13 protein-coding genes and 1 pseudogene are annotated in these 17343 nt (G+C 65.3%); 10 read left to right on the top strand and 4 right to left on the bottom strand.

Translation table 11 applies throughout. The annotated features are described in order from the left end of the window. The 6 genes from tagF (at position 1) to N825_RS31525 (ending at position 9024) form a co-directional block, all read left to right on the top strand. Positions 1 to 765 (top strand): type VI secretion system-associated protein TagF, encoded by a 765-nt coding sequence (gene tagF / locus N825_RS31500; RefSeq protein WP_037460502.1) that lies wholly within the window; start codon positions 1 to 3, stop codon positions 763 to 765. Between the two features lie 22 nt (positions 766 to 787). Further along, complete coding sequence (locus tag N825_RS31505) at positions 788 to 1660, top strand: Tll0287-like domain-containing protein (protein WP_037460505.1); 873 nt, start codon at positions 788 to 790, stop codon at positions 1658 to 1660. 42 nt (positions 1661 to 1702) lie between these two features. Continuing rightward, entirely contained in the window at positions 1703 to 3028 is a 1326-nt protein-coding gene (locus tag N825_RS37280; RefSeq protein ID WP_051513731.1) for a serine/threonine-protein kinase, read from the top strand. 147 nt (positions 3029 to 3175) lie between these two features. Then, complete coding sequence (gene tssH / locus N825_RS31515) at positions 3176 to 5785, top strand: type VI secretion system ATPase TssH (protein WP_037460506.1); 2610 nt, start codon at positions 3176 to 3178, stop codon at positions 5783 to 5785. 166 nt (positions 5786 to 5951) lie between these two features. Next, positions 5952 to 7010, top strand: a complete 1059-nt coding sequence (locus tag N825_RS31520) for a LysR family transcriptional regulator (RefSeq protein ID WP_084165236.1) — start codon at positions 5952 to 5954, stop codon at positions 7008 to 7010. A 61-nt stretch (positions 7011 to 7071) separates the two neighbouring features. Beyond that, on the top strand, positions 7072 to 9024 hold the full coding sequence (locus N825_RS31525; RefSeq protein ID WP_051513733.1) for a type VI secretion system Vgr family protein: 1953 nt from the start codon (positions 7072 to 7074) through the stop codon (positions 9022 to 9024). 93 nt (positions 9025 to 9117) lie between these two features. Here the strand turns inward: N825_RS31525 and N825_RS31530 are convergent, their stop codons facing one another. Then, complete coding sequence (locus N825_RS31530) at positions 9118 to 9591, bottom strand: hypothetical protein (protein WP_157619665.1); 474 nt, start codon at positions 9589 to 9591, stop codon at positions 9118 to 9120. A 141-nt stretch (positions 9592 to 9732) separates the two neighbouring features. Continuing rightward, the gene (locus tag N825_RS31535; RefSeq protein ID WP_051513735.1) at positions 9733 to 10506 is read right to left on the bottom strand and encodes a calcium-binding protein; all 774 of its coding nucleotides are present in this window, start codon (positions 10504 to 10506) and stop codon (positions 9733 to 9735) included. 333 nt (positions 10507 to 10839) lie between these two features. On the opposite strand from N825_RS31535, the gene N825_RS31540 reads away from it, so the two are divergent. Beyond that, positions 10840 to 12075, top strand: a complete 1236-nt coding sequence (locus N825_RS31540; RefSeq protein ID WP_037460510.1) for a cytochrome P450 — start codon at positions 10840 to 10842, stop codon at positions 12073 to 12075. Between the two features lie 110 nt (positions 12076 to 12185). Here N825_RS31540 and N825_RS31545 read toward each other — a convergent pair whose 3' ends face one another. Continuing rightward, entirely contained in the window at positions 12186 to 12788 is a 603-nt protein-coding gene (locus tag N825_RS31545) for a cytochrome C (protein WP_084165238.1), read from the bottom strand. Positions 12789 to 12978: 190 nt separating this feature from the next. Continuing rightward, a pseudogene (locus N825_RS31550) lies at positions 12979 to 13659 on the bottom strand (IS6 family transposase); the annotation flags it as partial. Positions 13660 to 14150: 491 nt separating this feature from the next. Between N825_RS31550 and N825_RS31555 the strand changes: the two are divergent. From N825_RS31555 to N825_RS31565, 3 genes are all read left to right on the top strand, one after another. Next, complete coding sequence (locus N825_RS31555) at positions 14151 to 14999, top strand: glutamine amidotransferase-related protein (RefSeq protein ID WP_037460512.1); 849 nt, start codon at positions 14151 to 14153, stop codon at positions 14997 to 14999. A 161-nt stretch (positions 15000 to 15160) separates the two neighbouring features. Next, positions 15161 to 16831: a urocanate hydratase gene (hutU, locus tag N825_RS31560; RefSeq protein WP_037460513.1), complete on the top strand. Its 1671-nt coding sequence runs from the start codon at positions 15161 to 15163 to the stop codon at positions 16829 to 16831. Beyond that, the coding region (locus tag N825_RS31565; protein WP_198038988.1) for an MmgE/PrpD family protein at positions 16828 to 17343 on the top strand (516 nt) is incomplete at its 3' end. The genes hutU and N825_RS31565, both read left to right, overlap by 4 nt.

Genomic DNA, 17343 nt, shown 5'->3' on the forward strand with positions numbered 1-17343 from the left:
ATGACCGTTTCACGCATCGGCTATTACGGCAAGCTTCCCGCCCGAGCCGACTTCGTCAGCCGCCGTCTGCCCGAGGATTTCATCAAACCCTGGGATGTCTGGATCCAGTCGGCCCTATCGGCTGGCGAATCCTGGAGCGGCGAATTCTGGAGGCAGCGCTTCCTGGCATCACCCACGTGGCGCTTCGCCCTGCCAGCCGGCACATGCGGCCGTGCCGGCTGGACCGGAGTTCTGCGCCCAAGCATGGATGCCGTCGGGCGCTGCTTTCCGTTCGTGCTGGCCGCGGAACTGCCCCGAGCCGCCGATATCTTCACCGTCATGGATGCCGGAACCGGATGGTTCGAGAGGCTGGAAGCGATGGCCGGCGCCATCGCCCGTCCCGACTTCGAACTCGATTGGCTGGACCGGCCGCTGCCCTCCCTCCGGTCCGCCGCCGGCGGGCAAACCCGATGGCCGTCGCTGGGCGCCGCGCATTCCGGCAAGCTCTGGCACGAACTTCCCAGCATCCTCGCGGTGACGGTGGCACTGCGACGACAGCCAATGTCCGCGCGGGCGGCATCCGGGCGGGATGCCGCGATCTGGTGGACAGCCGGCACGACGGCTGTCGCCTCCGGAGTCGCCGTCACTCTGGGATTGATCCCTCCCGCAGCCTTCCCCGCCCTGATCGACGGTTCCTGGGGCGACCATGGCTGGATGGTGACGGATGGGACGGCGCTGGCCAAGGATCCGGACCCGGTTCCTCTGGAGTGGGATCGGACGGCATGACGTCGATCATAAGGAGGTCGCCATGCGGCTGATCGTGAAATTCAACCTCGTGATCACGCTGGCTTTCGTCGCCGGCCTGATCGTGTCGGCCTTGCTGATGCGGGAGAGGTTCGTCGCCAACGCCCGCACGGAAGTCCTCGCGAATGCCCGGATCATGATGCAGTCCAGCGACTCGATCATGCGCTACACCAAGCAGGAGGTCACTCCGCTGCCGCAGGCGCTTGGACATGACAAGTTCGTCAGGGCGGCGGTACCGTTCTTCGCCGCCGGTTCGATCTTCGAGGACCTGCGCCGGCACTACCCGGATTATTCGGTCCGCAATGTGGCGCTCAACCCGACCAACCTACGGGATCGCCCAACCGAGTCCGAGGCCGACATCGTCAATGGTTTCCGGTCCTTTCCCGACCGAACCGAAATGGTGACCGAGCGGCAGACGCCGAACGGTCCGATCATGAGCCTGTCGCGCCCGCTCGTCGCGGCACCGGAATGCCTTGTCTGCCACAGCACACCGGCCAATGCGCCGAGCGCCATGATCGACACCTACGGCAGCGCCAACGGGTTCGGCTGGCAACCCAATGAGACCGTTGGGGCGCAGATCGTTTCGGTGCCTCTCAGCTTGCCGCTCGCACGGGCCGAAGAGGCGGTCGTTCACTTGCTACTGACCTGCGGATCGGTGTTCCTGGTCGTCCTGGCCGTGCTCAACCTCTTTCTCTATTACCTTGTCGTCAAGCCGATACGGGACATGGCGAAGATCGCCAACGATGTCAGCCTGGGCAAGCCTGATACGCCGGAATACGAGCGCCAGGGCAGCGACGAGATCGCGACCCTCAGCCTGTCGTTCAATCGAATGCGTCGCAGTCTGGAAGGTGCCCTTCGATTGATCGAAGGCACATGACCGCTTCTCCGGAAAACCCGTACGGCGGGGGGAGTATCGTCGATGGAACTGCCCTTTGAATTGGGTCGCTATGTCCTGCTGGAGCGTATCGGTTCCGGCGCGATGGGGTCCGTCTTCCGGGGCGAGGATCCGGTTATCGGACGTCCTGTGGCGATCAAGGCGATCCACGCGAACCTGCTGAACCCCGATGATCGCGCCCAGCATCTGGCGCGCTTCAAGGTCGAGGTGAAGTCGGCCGGACGCTGCCAGCATCCGAACATCGTCGCGATTCACGACTATCTCGAGCCGGACGGCGACCCCCATATCGTGATGGAGCTGGCACCGGGCAGGTCGCTCCAGCATCTGATGACCGGGCGGCGCCGGTTCCCGGCAGCGCTCGCGGCCGATCTGATCGGGCGGTTGCTGGCGGCGCTCGGCCACGCGCACGGGCGCGGCGTGATCCACCGCGACATAAAGCCGGCCAATCTCATCGTTGACGGGGACTGGCGGCTGAAGGTCACCGATTTCGGCATCGCCCGCCTTGGCGGCGGCGAAATAACCGTCAACGGCATGATGCTCGGCACCCCCGCCTTCATGGCTCCGGAACAACTCAAGGGCGATGATCTGGATCACAGGGCCGATTTGTTCGCCGCAGGCATGGTGCTGCTCCATCTGGTCACCGGGCGCTCACCCTATGAAGGGGCGAGTTTGGCCGGTATGCTGGTCGAGCTCGCCTCGGATCGCCCCATCGATCCGCACCGTGCCGGCGACTTCGATCCGCGCCTGACGCCTGTGCTGAAGCGCGCCTTGGCGAAGCGTCCGGTTGACCGCTTCGAGACGGCGGACGCCTTCGCGGAGGCCCTCGCGTCTGCGGTGTCGCGGCCGGACGACAGCGATCTCTGGCCTTCCGAGGAGGCACCGACGGCGACAGGCGGCTTGCAATCCGACTTCATCGAACGCGTCGAGCGCGAGTTGATGGAGGTGACCGGACCGATAGCCCGAATCCTGGTGCGCGAAGCGGGGAAAAACGCCGGGTCGGAGGAGCAAATCGTCTCCCGGTTGGCGGCCGGTATTTCCGATGCGCGAAGCCGCGACCGGTTCCTGCATGCGTTCGCCGGGCGCAGGCCGAAGGTGCCTTCTCCTTCCCCTCCCCCGCCCGAGCTTGGCGGCGGCGCCGGACTATCGATGTCGCCAGAGGCGCTGGAGGCGGTACAGACTCTGCTGGTCAGCTTTATCGGACCCTTCGGACGTATCCTGGTCCGCCAAGGCTCGATGCGGGCGGCATCGGTCAGCCAATTCTACGACCAGTTGGCGGTTCACATAAAACACGAGAAGGACCGGGAAGCATTCCGCAGGAAGTTCCTGGAAGAATTTCCGCCGAAGTCTTGACGTTGTTTCGGGCCGTTCAGCACCTGAATATCGATAGACCGGCTTTGCATGAAGCCTTCCCCTTACCGACTGGTAACTGTGACGCGACAGTCCCCAACCGCCGGCATCCGGCATTTCGGGCATGCCCGTTGAAGAAAGATCGCTGAAATGACGATCATTACCCGCGACACCGTATTCGGCCGGCTCGGCGAGTTCTCGATGAAAAGCCTCCAGGGTGCCTTCGAGTTCGCGACCTTGCGCGGCGATACTTATATCGAACCGGTACACTGGCTTGATCGCTGGCTGCGTGCCGAGGACAGCGATGCTTCGCTGATCCTCGAGCGACTTCAGGTCCCGCGCGACGCCTTGCTGAAGGACATCGAAGCCGCGCTGTCGGGCATGGTCCGGGAACGCTCCTCCAGGCTCGACTTCTCCCGTGAGCTTGAACTCGTCATGGAGCGGGGTTGGATCAGCGCGAGCCTGCTGTTCGGCCAATCCAAGATCCGCACCGGCCACTTGCTGCATGGCATGCTCGAGGACACGCGGTTGCGCCGGCTGGCCTGTGACATCTCACCGCTTCTCAAGCGGGTCGAGGCGTCGGCCATCGCGGACCGCTTCGGCGACCTGACAAAAGGATCATCCGAAGAAAGCATCGATCTTCCCGGCGATGCCGCTCCGGTGGCGCCCGCACAGGTCGCCAGTCACGAGACGGCCTTGGGCCGATACGTCACCGACCTGACCGCGGAAGCGGAGGCCGGGCGGATCGACCCAGGGGCGGGCCGCGAACGCGAGATACGGCAGATCGTCGATATCCTGATGCGGCGTCGGCAGAACAACCCAATGGTCGTCGGCGAAGCCGGTGTCGGCAAGACCGCCGTCGTGGAAGCCTTGGCCGCACGGATCGCCAAAGGCGACGTACCACCAGCACTGCGCGATGTAAGGCTGCTGTCGCTCGATCTCGCCGCCCTCCAGGCCGGAGCCTCGGCGAAGGGCGAGTTCGAGAACCGTCTGAAACAGGTGATCGCCGAGATCGGCAGATCGGCGAAGCCGATCGTCCTGTTCATCGACGAGGCGCATTCCCTGATCGGCGCGGGTGGGACCGCCGGAACGGGCGACGCCGCCAACCTGCTGAAGCCTGCCTTGGCGCGCGGGACCCTGCGCACAATCGCCGCCACGACCTGGGCGGAATACAAGAAGCATATCGAAAAGGACCCAGCGCTGACCCGACGGTTCCAGGTCGTCCAGATCGACGAGCCGGACGAGGAGCGCGCCGTCGCCATGCTGCGCGGGATGGTCCCGGTCTTTGCGGAACACCACGGGATCGCCGTGCTGGACGAGGCGGTCGTGGCGGCGGTCCGCTTTTCACATCGCTATATCCAGGGTCGCCAACTGCCGGACAAAGCCGTTTCAGTGCTGGACACGGCCTGCGCGAGGGTGGCGCTGAGCCAGAATGCGGTGCCGGCGGCGATCGAAGAGTCGATGCGGAGGATCGACGTTCTCGACACCGAACTGACGGCCCTGGCGGCGGAGCGGCGGGTCGGCCGTCTGGACGAAGCGCGGGAGGACCTGCTGTCCGCCCAACTGGTGGCGGAACGGTCGGCACTCGCGGGGCTCCAGGCCCGCCATGCCGAGGAGTCCGCCCTGGTCTCGCGGATCGTCGGGCTGGAAGCCCGTCTGCGCGACCGGGAATCGCTGGAAGAACTCGACCATCTCCGGGGACTGCGCGTCGACCTCGCGGCACTTCAGGGTGGTCGTCCCCTGGTGCTGCCCGCGGTCGATGAACAGGCCGTGGCAACCATAATCGAAAGCTGGACCGGTATCCCCGTCGGCCGGATGCTGTCCGACGAGATCGACGCGGTCCTGACTTTGGCCGATACGCTGAAGCGCCGCGTGGTCGGCCAGGACCACGCGCTCGACGCCATCGCGAGACGGTTGGAGACCGCGCGCGCCGGCCTGGGCGACCCGTCCAAGCCCAAGGGCGTGTTCCTGCTGGTCGGTCCATCCGGCGTCGGCAAGACGGAAACCGCCCTGGCGCTGGCGGAGAGCCTGTTCGGCAGCGACGACAACGTCGTCACGATCAACATGTCGGAGTTCCAGGAGGCGCACACGGTTTCGACATTGAAAGGCTCGCCGCCGGGCTATGTCGGATATGGCGAAGGCGGGCGCCTGACCGAAGCGGTGCGCCGCAAGCCCTACAGCGTCGTCCTGCTCGACGAGATCGAAAAGGCGCATCCCGATGTCCACGAGGTTTTCTTCCAGGTCTTCGACAAGGGCTGGATGGAAGACGGCGAAGGCCGGCGGATCGACTTCCGCAATACGATCATCCTGCTGACGTCGAATGTCGGGTCCGACCTCATGCTGCGGCTGTGCGAGGATGCCATGCGGCTGCCGGCGCCCGAGGACCTTTCCCGCGCCCTGCGCGATCCCCTGCTGGAGGTATTCCCGGCGGCACTGCTCGGCCGCCTCTCGGTCGTCCCGTATTATCCGCTGACGGACGCGATGCTCGATCGCATCATCGGCCTGCGTTTGGATGCCATCCGAAACCGCATCGAAGCGAGCCGGAATGCGCCGTTCACCTATGCCGAGACGCTGGTCGGCCATATCCGCGCCCGCTGCGACGAGGTTGAAAGCGGAGGAAGGATGATCGACGCCATCCTGACCGGAACGCTTCTGCCGGACATCAGCCGGGAGATCCTGAGACGACTGCGCGACCGGCAGCCGCTGACCGGCATCCATGTCGGCGTGGAACGGGGGGAACTGCGCTACGAGTTCAGTTAGGGCTTATGCGCGGCAGGACGGGGATTGGCTATGTTACCGGCGTAACCGTCTTTCGCCATGCTGACATGCGACGGTAGCTTGAAACGACGATGATCCGAAGTCACACGAGGCAAGCGGATGGCCCCAAGGCTGGGCCGCCGCGAAAGATGCAAGGTGACACAAGATCATGCGAACCGGTTTCGGAACGAGCGTCGAACGTCCCCGTCTGCGGTCGGTCGGCGCCCCTCCCCGGCAGGATGGCGGACGGCATCCATCACCGCCCCCATCACCACACAGGCGGGTCAATCTCGCGGGTGTCGATCTCAATCTGCTGGTGGCGCTCGAGGCGCTGCTGGCGGAGCGCAACGTAACGCACGCGGCCGACCGGGTCGGTCTGAGCCAGCCGGCGATGAGCCGCGCATTGGGCCGGCTGCGAGGCTTGTTCGATGACGAGTTGCTGGTGCGATCGTCCTCCGGCCTTGTCCCGACCGCGCGCTCCGAACAACTGGCGGCCGAACTGCCCGATGCCTTGAATATGCTGCGCAGTCTGCTGGCATCGCGGGAAACGGCGCCGGGATCGTGGGAAGCCACGGTCAACATCGACCTGCCCGATCATCAAGCGCTGGATCTGTTGCCACGGCTGCTCCCCCGGTTGCGGGAAGCGGCGCCGGACGTCACCGTCGTCACCGCCCCTCTCGGCACCCGGACGCTGCGGGGCCTTGAAAGCGGGTCCGTCGATCTCGCTGTCGGTCAGCTCACGACCACTCCCTTCGGCTTCTACCGCCGCACCATCCTGACCGATCAATTCGTCTGCCTGCTGCGCGCGGATCACCCGGCACTCCAAGGCGGGACGCCGGAGGCGGAACGCTTGGCCGGCCTCCGCCATGTCGTGATAGCACCTCCGGCCCTTGAAGAGCCTGGCCTCGTCTACGATAGCGTCGCTATGTTGGAAGTACCCGACCCCAGCCCGGTCGCGGTCCAGAATACGATGGCGGCGGCGATGCTGGTAGCCGAAGCCGACATGGTCCTGACTATCCCGCGCCGGACCGCGACCCGCATCGCGCGGATGCTGCCGCTGGCCGTCACGGCACCCCCGGCGCCCCTGCCCGCCTACGAGCTGTCGCTGGTGTGGCACGAGCGTCTTCACCGCGATCCCCACTATGCGTGGCTGCGCGGCGAGCTGGCGGCCTGCCTGACCCCAGCGACGGGGAATACCGACGCCCGTCCCCTCGCCGGAGCCGCGTGAAGCCGCCGCCCGGCGGCCTCGGACCAAATCGATCCTCAATCCGAAACGGGAGCATAACGCCATGCCCTACCCGGCCACATCAGGCAACCTTCTGGCCGACAACCGCTATGCGGAGTTGACCTCGCCGGCACTCGACGCACGGAAAATCAAGCTCAGGTGGATGAAGGGTGAGGAACGGATCGGCGAACCGTTCCTGTTCGAAGCCAAGATCATCAGCAGCGACCCGATCAGGGAGTTGTCCCCCCTGATCGGACAGCCCGCCACGACGGCCCTGAAGCTGGCAGGAGGGAATACACGCTACTTCAACGGCCTCATCACGCGATGCCGCTACGTCGGCATCGACGATACCCAGCGGACGAACTACCTGCTGGAAATCCGGCCCTGGCTGTGGCTGCTCGACCAGCGGCGAAACTCGCGGATATTCCAGAACAAGCCGACGCTGGAAATCGTCAGGACCATCTTCGCCGATCATCCGCAAGCGGCCTTCATCGACCGGACGAAGCCAAGCGGCCTGCCGCCGCTGGAATATTGCGTGCAGCATGAAGAGTCGGACCTTGCCTTCGTCAGCCGGCTGCTGGAGCGGGAAGGCATCTATTACCACTTCGATCATTCCGCGGACCGCCACGAACTCGTCCTGGTCAACGACACGTCGACCCACAAGCCCTGCGATCCGGAAGAGATCGACACCCACCTGAACCTGAAGAACCCGGGCATCCGCGACGACATCATCTGGGAATGGCAGGAGGAAGCGGCCCTTATCCCGACCCAGGTGATGCTGAACGACTACGACTTCGAGAAGCCGAATGCCGATCTCAAGCGGATCTGCCCGGTCGCCGGGGCGGCACCCGGCAAACGCGAGACCTACCATTATCCAGGCACCTACCGGTCGCTGTCCGAGGGACAGGTGCTGGCACGGCTTCGCGCCGAGGAAATCGCCTGCCGGGAATCCCGCGTCACGGTTTCGGGGAATCTTCGGCCGCTCAAGCCCGGCTATGTCTTCAAGGCGGCCAACCCCTTCGACGTGACCGAAGGCGCCGGCACCCGGCAGGCCAGGAAACGCTATCTGGTGGTCGGCGTGACCTTCGAAATCCAGGGAGAGGGCGGCACCCGCGAGGACGGCGACCACGATCGCTGGTTCCTGTACCGGAGCCGGGTCGAGGCCCTGACGGCAACCACTCCCTATCGGCCTCCCCCGCGGACCCCCGCACCGGTGATCGCCGGACCGCAGACGGCACTCGTCGTCGGCCATCCCGGCGAGGAGATCACGACCGACCGCTTCGGCCGCATCAAGGTGCGGTTCCACTGGGACCGCTATGGCAAGAAGGACGCCAACAGCTCCTGCTGGGTCCGTGTCGCCCAAAGCCTTGCGGGACAAGGATGGGGCGGACTGGTGACGCCGCGCGTCGGGCAGGAAGTCGTCGTCGCCTTCGAAGGCGGCTGCCCGGACCGTCCGCTGGTGATCGGCGCGGTCCATAACCAGACAAACATGCCGGCCGCCAACCTGCCGCGCGATGCGACGCGCTCCACCTTCAAGACCCGGACGTCACCCGACGGGCTCGGTGCCGGCAACGAACTGAGGTTCGAGGACCGTCGTGGAGCGGAGCACGTCTATCTCAAGGCGCAACGCAACCATGTGGTCGATGTGACGAACCTGTACGCGGTGGATGCCGGCGGAAGCGCTACGATCACGTCGAAGACCCGCACCGTTCTGGAAGGGGCCATGGTGCCGGGCGGCGCCATGGGCAGCAGGATCGAAGTGACGCCCCAGGGAATAGCATTGCGCGTGACCGGCCCGACGGGCGTTCAAAGCCTCGTGCTGGGACCGGACGGGATCACACTGGAAGGTCTGACGATCAAGCTGATTTCCAAGGGAATGATCCTCACGAAACCCGTGCCGCTGCCCCTGCCCCCGCCGATCGCGGCGGCGTTCGAAGCAACCCAAATCCCTCTGGTCGCGAAGGCCCGCACGGAAGCCCAGTTGGATGCCGCCGAGGCCGAGCGCGACCGGACCTGAAAACGACACCGGCGCCAGTTTCGGCCACGAGCTTCAAGCGACGGCATAGGTTGTGAAGGCGGCATGGGAACCCATGCCGCCTTCCACCGCCGGCTAATATGCGTCGGCCGGGTAACAGGTCACGATCTTGTACCCACCCTTGCCGTCCGTATCGACAACCGCGGTCAGAGACCGGAGTTTGCCGTTCCGGCATTCCGCGTAGGCGCCTTGAACACCCATGGTCCCTTCCGCGATCCGGACGGTAATGGATGACGACCCGACGGATACGTTCGCCAGACTGATCCGTTCCTTCTTCTTCGAGGACTTGATCCGCTCGAGATCGCGCTTGCCATTCGACGTCTTGAAATAAGCGGAGAGTGCCGCGTTCTGATCGCTGGGGGATTTGAAAGACGAAAACCTCGCTCCAACCCGGATATCACCCCTGAAGCGGGCGATCAGTTCGGCATCGCTCTTGTCGGCGTGCCGTTCGCGCGAATGCATCGGCACCCCACGTTGCGATAGAGCGCCTTCCGACTTGTCGAGTATCCGCTCGGCATCTTTATTCTTGAATGTGGTGGAGGGTGGCATTCCAATTTTCCTTTTTTAACGGTCGCCATCATTGGGATTGCGGGCGTGTGGGCGCGGGCATTTCGAGGAGGAGATTCGCCGAAAGCATCAAGCCCGGCGTCGCGTTCGAGGAAGCAACGCCGACACTTGGCGTTCCGGGGGTCAGGCGATCAGGAAGTTGGCTTCGGTGAACTCAGTCGCCTGGAGACCGACGAACATGATTTCGCCGACATTTTCCCCCAGATGGAGCACGGTCCCGAACACCTCCTGGCTTAGATTGGCCAGCGGGTTGAACTCAGGCCCGAAGCCGCCGAGATCGACGATATCCTGGGTCCCGTCGAAATCCAGGATCACGTCGGCGCCCGCGGCATCGGGCCGGAAGACGAACCTGTCTGCTCCGCCGAAACCAATCAGCAGGTCGGTGTCGGCGCCGCCCTCGATCGTGTCGGCGCCATTGCCGCCGATGATCACGTCGTTTCCGGCATCGCCGACCAGGATGTCCGGCGCGTGGTCCCCGAGCCCCAGGTCGGCGACCCCCCTGATCAGGTCGTCGCCGGCGCCACCGAAGATCGTGTCGGCGGCGACATCGCCGCCACGCAGATCATCGTTGCCGCCCTCGCCGAAGACGCGGTCGCCGGTCGGGTCGTTCCAGACGACCACATCGGCGCCTTCGCCGCCGTAGACCACGTCGGCCCCGGCCATCCCGCCGACATTGTCATCGCCTTCGCCGCCGTAGATGACGTCGTCGCCGAGACCGGTGGTGATCGTGTCGTTCCCGATGCTGCCATCGATGGTGTCGTTGCCGTCGCCGCCGTCGAGGGTGTCGTCACCCTCGAGACCGATGATGAGGTCGGAACCGGCGAGACCTTGGATCATGTCGGCTTCGGGAGTGCCGATCAGGAAATCGTCCGCGTCCGTGCCAAGAATGTCAGTCATTGTTCGCTCCAGATGATGCTTGGGTCGTGTCGTGCGAAGTCCGCTCGAGGCGGGGAGATGACGGCCCTCCGGCGGTTCCAGCGGACGGGAATGCCGGGCGCCGTTCCTCCGCCGATCAGAAAAGCACCCCCATGTTTCCGTACGGCTTCGATTTCCGACGGTTGCGTTACCGTTGAAACTCCGCGATCCCGCGACGCCTGGCGTTTCATCCGTAATACTTCTCGCGGGATCGGACATCAGGGTGAAACGCCGGACTGGTCATCTGGGCCGATCGACGATCCAGCGTCGCGACGCGGATCGTCCAAGGATCGCCATCAAGGAGCTTTTTCAGCGATGAGTGCCACAGTCCGGGACGACGTCGTCAAAACCGCGTCCCCCTTGTTCAATCCCCGTGACCCGGAGTTCATCCGGAACCCCTATCCGACCTATCACCGGCTGCGCCGTCAGGGTTCGCTCCAGTGGAACGCCGCTGGAAACCATTGGATCGCGACCAGCCACGCCGTCTGCGCGTCGATCCTGAAAGACCGTCGGTTCGGCCGGCGCTATGAGGCCATGGTCGAGAACATCTACGGCCGCGGCATGATGGGCGAGACCTGCTTCCGCCTGCTGGGCATGACGATGCTGATGCAGGAACCCCCGGCTCACACGCGCCAGCGCGGACTGGTCTCCCAGGTGTTCTCGGCGCGGCGCGTCGGGCTTCTGAGACCTAGGGTCCGCGCGCTGGTGTCCGAATTGCTCGACGGGCTGGAGCCGCGCGGCACCATGGACGTGATCCGCGACTTCGCGCACATCCTGCCGGTGACCGTAATCTGCGACATGCTGGGAGTTCCGGAGGAGGATCGCTGGCTTTTCGCCGACTCCGCCACCATCAGCACCCGGATGCTCGATCCGGTTCCGATGAACGCCCTGGAACTCCACGAAGCCAATGCCATGTTCGAGGAGCAAGGCGCCTATTTCACCGATCTGTTCGAACGCCGCCGCCGAGACCCCGGAGACGACCTGATCTCCGCGCTGATCAAGGTCGGCGACGAGGGTGGGCTGACGACCGACGAGTTGCTGGCGAATGTCTGGCTGCTCTTCGCCGCCGGTCATGAGACGACCCGCAACCTGATCGGCAACGGGTTGCTGGCGCTGCACGCCCAGCGGAACGCGCTCCGTCGCCTCCAAGCCGATCCGACCCTGATCCCAGCGGCCGTCATCGAATTGCTGCGTTATGACTCGCCGGTACAGTATGTCGGGCGCCTCGCGTTCGAGGATGTCCAGATCGGCGAGGCGACGATTCGAAAGAACCAGATTGTCCTGTGCCTGGTGGGTGCCGGCAACCGTGATCCCGCAGTGTTTCCCGATCCCGATCAAATCCGTCTCGATCGGTTGGACAACAAGCCCTTGTCATTCGGCGGCGGTATCCACCACTGCCTTGGCGCCCAGCTCACCCAGATCGAGGGCCAGGAAGCGCTCGCCGGCATCCTCGGCCGGCTGCCGGGGATGCGCCTGCGCGACGCGGACCATCCATCGTGGCAGCCCAACTTCGCGATCCGCGGGCTGAGGACACTGCCAGCGAGCTGGTAGTCGGCCCCTCAGCAGGAACGGTGGGCGGCACGATCCCGCAAACGACGCCGCACCCAGCCCATGCCGCCGGGCGCGGCCGGCGGCACTCGGGAAACAACGGCGGCGTGGCTTCACTCGACCTCGGCGCGCCCTTCGGCGGGAGTTTCGCCCGCATCCGGGGGAACTATCCTCATCACGAAGACATCGGCCTTCTCTTCCGGTCCAAACGGGCCGGATACCTTGCGCGTGACGGGGGTCAGACTTGCCAGGAAATCGACGACCGCGCCCATATCGGACTTCGTCAGTTCGGCGAAGGCGTGCCACGGCATGACGGGCGCCAGAACGCGTCCGTCGGGCCGGACGCCAGTCTGGATCGCGGCGACGATTTCCGCCCGCGTCCAGTCGCCCAGCCCCGTTTCCCGGTCGGGGGTGAGGTTCGGCCCGACGAAGGTGCCCAGTCCGGGAACTTCGAAACCCACGTCGGACCCGCCCAGGTAACGGGAATGATCCGGCTTGCCCAAGAAATAACCCGGAGTGTGGCAGTCGTTGCAGCCTCCCAGGCGGACGAGATACCCACCCCGCTCGATCGCCTCTTGTCCGGTGGGCTTCTCCTCGGCGAGCGTCGGTTTCCGGGCCGGCGCCGCCGTGGCGGCCTGGAGCGCCAGGACGGCGGAAACCCCGAGAACGCAGGCCGCGCCAGCGCTCAAAACACGACGCGATACTGAACTGAACATCTATCCGGCTCCTCGTGCTTGTTGGATGGCGCCGAGGATCGCGTGGCTGGACTACATCGGTATTTCGCGGCGAGGATCCCTGGTTTCAGTCGTAACCCGGCTCCCGAATCTTGAATGGGGAGTGCATCGTCAACTTGTTGGGCGAAGCCGATAATTGGGCGAATTTGACGGCAATCAAGGGTGCTGCGGGTTATGCGGCTTGCTCGATGCCGCAGACGTCGTGCCACGCCCGGAAGGCGCTGGTCCGCTCAATGCGGTAGTCGGTTGCGGTCATGCGGTGGCGGGGCAGGAGGAAAAGGTTGTCGATCTGATCGTTGGCGGACAAAAAGCGCTGAGCCTGCTTGGCCGACTTGAACCGCTTCATCTGCCGTTCCCGCCGTCAGGTCGGCTGGTGCGAGTTCTCCGCCCGGTTGTTGATCCCTTTGTGCTGGCGGTGCTCGACACCCGGCATGATCTCCTTCTTCGCCGCGCCGTAAGAGCCCAACCTATCGGTGATCATAACTCGAGGCGCTCGGCACTGGCGCTTCAGCAGCTTGCGCGGCAGGCGTTTGGCCGCCTTTTTGTCGCGCCGGCTCTGGACCAAGACGTCCAGCACGATGCCCTTTTGGTCGACGGCGCGCCGAAGATAATTCGTCTTGCCGGCGATCTTGAGGATGACCTCATCCATGTGCCACTTGTCGCCGGGCTGGGGTAGGCGCCGGCGGATGATGTTGGCAAACTCCTCGCCGAACTTCAGCGCCCATTGGCGGATCGTCTCGTGGCTGACTTCAATGCACCGGGATGCGAGCATCTCCTCGACCATCCGAAGGCTCAACGGGAAGCGAAAGTACAGCCAGACCGTGTGGCTGATCAGCTCGGGAGGAAAGCGATAGCCGGCTCACACCGCTCAGGCAACCCAGCCCACCGCCAACTTGACGGTGCGGTGGAATATCGGCTTTGGGTTGAAATCACCATGGCGGTTTCAGCCGACGGATACCCGGATCAAGTCCGTGTATGACGTAAATGGAAGTGGGAGACCTTCAATCAACGCTTATGCGATCAAGTTCGGGTATGATGGAAAGGGAAAAGTGAGTGGGGACTCTTGAGTCGGCGCCCATGGGATCAAGACCGATCATGACGTAATTGGCACGAGGATTACCGATCAACTACAAGCTCAGAATAAATTACAGGTGGCGCGACACTCGCTGTCAATCCCGAACATTGATCATGACGAAACGCATGCCATTTCCCTGAGGGGGGCTGCGAAACCAACACCCGACATGGCCCCCGAAGCGGATCCTCAACCCGCGCCGATCCCGGCCCCGCCTCAGGCCACACAAACCACGCCATTCAGATTTCCCGACCGTCAGAGATTGGATACCCGTGTCCCTCAAGCTTCTCATAGTCGCCAGCGAAACCCCCGATCAAGCCGAGGCGCGCCGCCAGTCCGTCGGGGCCGCGTCGCACGAGACCTACGCGTCGACCCTGCGCTCGCTCGCCGAGGACGCTTCGATCGACTTCGTCTCCTGTGTCGATGGATCGAAGACGCCGTCACATCAGGAGCTTCGCCGGTACGACGGCGTCGTCTACGCCGGCTCACCGATCCAGATGCACGAGGATGGCGAAGAGAGCCGTTCCGCCGCCCGTTTCGCTACCGACGTGTTCGAGTCAGGAACGCCCGCGTTCGGATCCTGCGCGGGTCTCCAGATCGCGGTCGTCGCGGCGGGAGGGACGTGCAAGCCGCGGGAGAAGGCGATGGAAGCCGGTTTCGCGCGCGGCATCACAGCGACCCAAGCCGGTCGCGATCATCCCCTCCTCCGGGGCCGGCCGATCGTCTGGGACGCTCCGGCCATGCATTTCAGCGTCATCGATACCATGCCGGCCGGTGGTGTCGTCCTGGCGAGAACGAAGAGCACACCGGTCGAGGCTGCGGAGATCCGGTCGGGGAATGGCGTGTTCTGGGGCGTCCAATATCATCCCGAGCTGACCATCGCCGAGATCGCGGCATCCCTCCGCCGGCAGGCTGACGACCTCATCGCGCAGGACTTGGCGAAGGATGGCAGGACCATCGAGGATTACGCGGCCTTGCTGGACGAATTGGACAAGGACGCCAGCCGCGGCGACATCGCCTGGAGGATCGGCATCGACGACGAGATCACCGACGCGACGAAGCGCACCAGCGAATTGCGCAGCTTCCTCCAGTGGTGTTCGAAGGCTGGTGGAACTCGCTGACGCGAGCCCACTCCCTCGATCAGACCCACCCCCTTGGATTAGAAAAGCCAATTCAAGCCATGAGGAATGATTAGTTTATTTATCCTCCGCTCCCCGTATCGTTGACAAACCCGGTCGCGGGCCGGACGCGGGCTCATTCGAGGGACACGAGGGATATCTCATTGAACGCCATTCCCAATCGTCGGATCATCCGGGCACCGCGCGGTGCGACCCTCAACGCCAAGAGTTGGCAGACCGAGGGGCCGCTCCGCATGCTGATGAACAACCTGGATTCCGAGGTCGCCGAACGGCCGGAGGATCTGGTCGTCTATGGTGGCCGCGGCCGGGCGGCGCGCAATTGGGAAAGCTACGACCGCATCGTGGCCTCGCTCAAATCGCTGGAACTCGACGAGACGCTGCTGGTGCAGTCCGGCAAACCGGTCGGCATCATCCGGACCCACGCCGACGCCCCGCGCGTCCTGATCGCCAACTCCAATCTGGTCGGCAAGTGGGCGACCGCCGAGGTCTTCGACGAGCTGGAGCGCAAGGGCCTGATGATGTACGGCCAGATGACGGCCGGCTCGTGGAGCTATATCGGCAGCCAAGGCATCATCGGCGGCACCTTCGAGACCTTCGTGGAGGCCGGGCGCCAGCATTTCGGGGGTGAGCTGAAGGGCCGCTGGCTGCTCACCGCCGGGCTGGGCGGCATGGGCGGGGCGCAGCCGCTGGCGGGTGTCATGGCCGGCTGTTCCGTGCTGGCGGTCGAGGCCCGCGCCGAGCGGATCGAGCGCCGGATCGAGAGCGGCTATCTCGACCGCCGCGCCGGGACGCTGGACGAGGCGATGGCCCTGATCCGCGACGCCCGGCGCGATGGCGCGCCGGTTTCCATCGGGCTGATCGGCAACGCCGCCGAGGTCTACGAGGCGATCCTCGAGACGGGCGACCTGCCCGACCTGGTGACCGACCAGACCGCCGCCCACGATCCCCTGCACGGCTACCTGCCCGCCGGCTACACCATCCCGGAATGGGAACGCCTGCGCGAGACCAACCCGGAGATGATCACGCGGGCCGCCAAGGAGACCATGGCCCGGCAGGTCCGCGCCATGCTGGCCTTCAAGCGGCGCGGCGTCGCCGTGTTCGACTATGGCAACAACATCCGCCAGATGGCGCGCGACGTAGGCGTGGAGGAGGCGTTCGACTTCCCCGGCTTCATCGCCGCCTATATTCGGCCGCAGTTCTGCCGGGGCCGCACGCAGTTCCGCTGGGTCGCGCTGTCCGGCGATCCGGAGGACATCGTCCGCAGCAGCCGGCGCCTGCGCGAGGTCGTCAAGGACCCGAGTTTCGGGCGCTGGATCGACATGGCGGAGGACCGCATCCGCTTCCAGGGCCTGCCGTCCCGCAGCTACTGGATGGGGCTCCAGGACCGCGTCGCAGCGGGGCAAGCGCTGAACGAGATGGTCGCCAACGGCGAGGTCGCGGCCCCGATCGTGGTCGGCCGCGACCACATCAGCTCGGGCTCGGTCGCCAGCCCCAACCGCGAGAGCGAGGGCATGCTCGACGGCTCCGACGCGGTGTCGGACTGGCCGCTGCTCAACGCCCTGGTCAGCTGCGCCAGCGGCGCCACCTGGGTGTCGATCCACCATGGCGGCGGCACGGGCATCGGCTATTCCCAGCACGCCGGTCTGGCTCTGGTCTGCGACGGCACGCCGGACTCCGCCCGCAGGATCGGCCGGGTGCTCGCCAACGACAGCGCCGTCGCCGTCTTCCGCCACGCCGACGCCGGCTATGACGAGGCGCTGGCGACGGTCGAGCGCGAGGGTCTGATGATGCCGCCGAAGCTGGAGGCGCCATGATCCCGCGCATCGCGGCGTGGACCTCGGCGCTGACGCTGGACGCCGTTCCCGACGCGGTCGCCGCCGTCGCCCGCTGCTGCCTGGTCGACACCCTCGGCGTGGCGCTGGCCGGGTCGGCCACGGCTGTCGCCGGCACGGCCCAGGCGGTGGCGTTCGCCTGTGGAGCCTCGGGAAACTCCACCGTGCTGGGCACGGCGTCCCAATTGGCCGCTCCCGCCGCCGCCTTCGCCAATGGGGCCGCGGCACACGCGCTGGACTTCGACGACAACTGCTACGCCGGTGTGGTCCATGGCTCCGCCGTGGTGCTGCCGGCGGCCCTGGCGGTCGCGGAGGCGGTCGACGCCTCGGGCGCCGACCTGCTCACGGCCTTCATCGCGGGGTCGGAGGCGGAATACGCCGTTGGCGCCGCCGCCACCCTGTCGCTCTATGACCGCGGCTGGTGGACCACAGGCGTCTTGGGTCCGATCGGCGCCGCCGCCGCGGCGGCCCGTCTGCTCCGGCTGGACGCGGCG

The organism is Skermanella stibiiresistens SB22, assembly GCF_000576635.1.
GTDB lineage: Bacteria > Pseudomonadota > Alphaproteobacteria > Azospirillales > Azospirillaceae > Skermanella > Skermanella stibiiresistens.

What these genes read in the sequence shown, in the direction of transcription:
- N825_RS31505 (WP_037460505.1), top strand. Translation starts at nt 788, where the DNA reads ATGCGGCTGATCGTGAAATTCAACCTCGTGATCACGCTGGCTTTCGTC.
- tagF (WP_037460502.1), top strand. Translation starts at nt 1, where the DNA reads ATGACCGTTTCACGCATCGGCTATTACGGCAAGCTTCCCGCCCGAGCC.
- N825_RS31540 (WP_037460510.1), top strand. Translation starts at nt 10,840, where the DNA reads ATGAGTGCCACAGTCCGGGACGACGTCGTCAAAACCGCGTCCCCCTTG.
- N825_RS31520 (WP_084165236.1), top strand. Translation starts at nt 5,952, where the DNA reads ATGCGAACCGGTTTCGGAACGAGCGTCGAACGTCCCCGTCTGCGGTCG.
- N825_RS31545 (WP_084165238.1), bottom strand. Translation starts at nt 12,788, where the DNA reads ATGTTCAGTTCAGTATCGCGTCGTGTTTTGAGCGCTGGCGCGGCCTGC.
- N825_RS37280 (WP_051513731.1), top strand. Translation starts at nt 1,703, where the DNA reads ATGGAACTGCCCTTTGAATTGGGTCGCTATGTCCTGCTGGAGCGTATC.
- N825_RS31530 (WP_157619665.1), bottom strand. Translation starts at nt 9,591, where the DNA reads ATGCCACCCTCCACCACATTCAAGAATAAAGATGCCGAGCGGATACTC.
- N825_RS31525 (WP_051513733.1), top strand. Translation starts at nt 7,072, where the DNA reads ATGCCCTACCCGGCCACATCAGGCAACCTTCTGGCCGACAACCGCTAT.
- N825_RS31535 (WP_051513735.1), bottom strand. Translation starts at nt 10,506, where the DNA reads ATGACTGACATTCTTGGCACGGACGCGGACGATTTCCTGATCGGCACT.
- tssH (WP_037460506.1), top strand. Translation starts at nt 3,176, where the DNA reads ATGACGATCATTACCCGCGACACCGTATTCGGCCGGCTCGGCGAGTTC.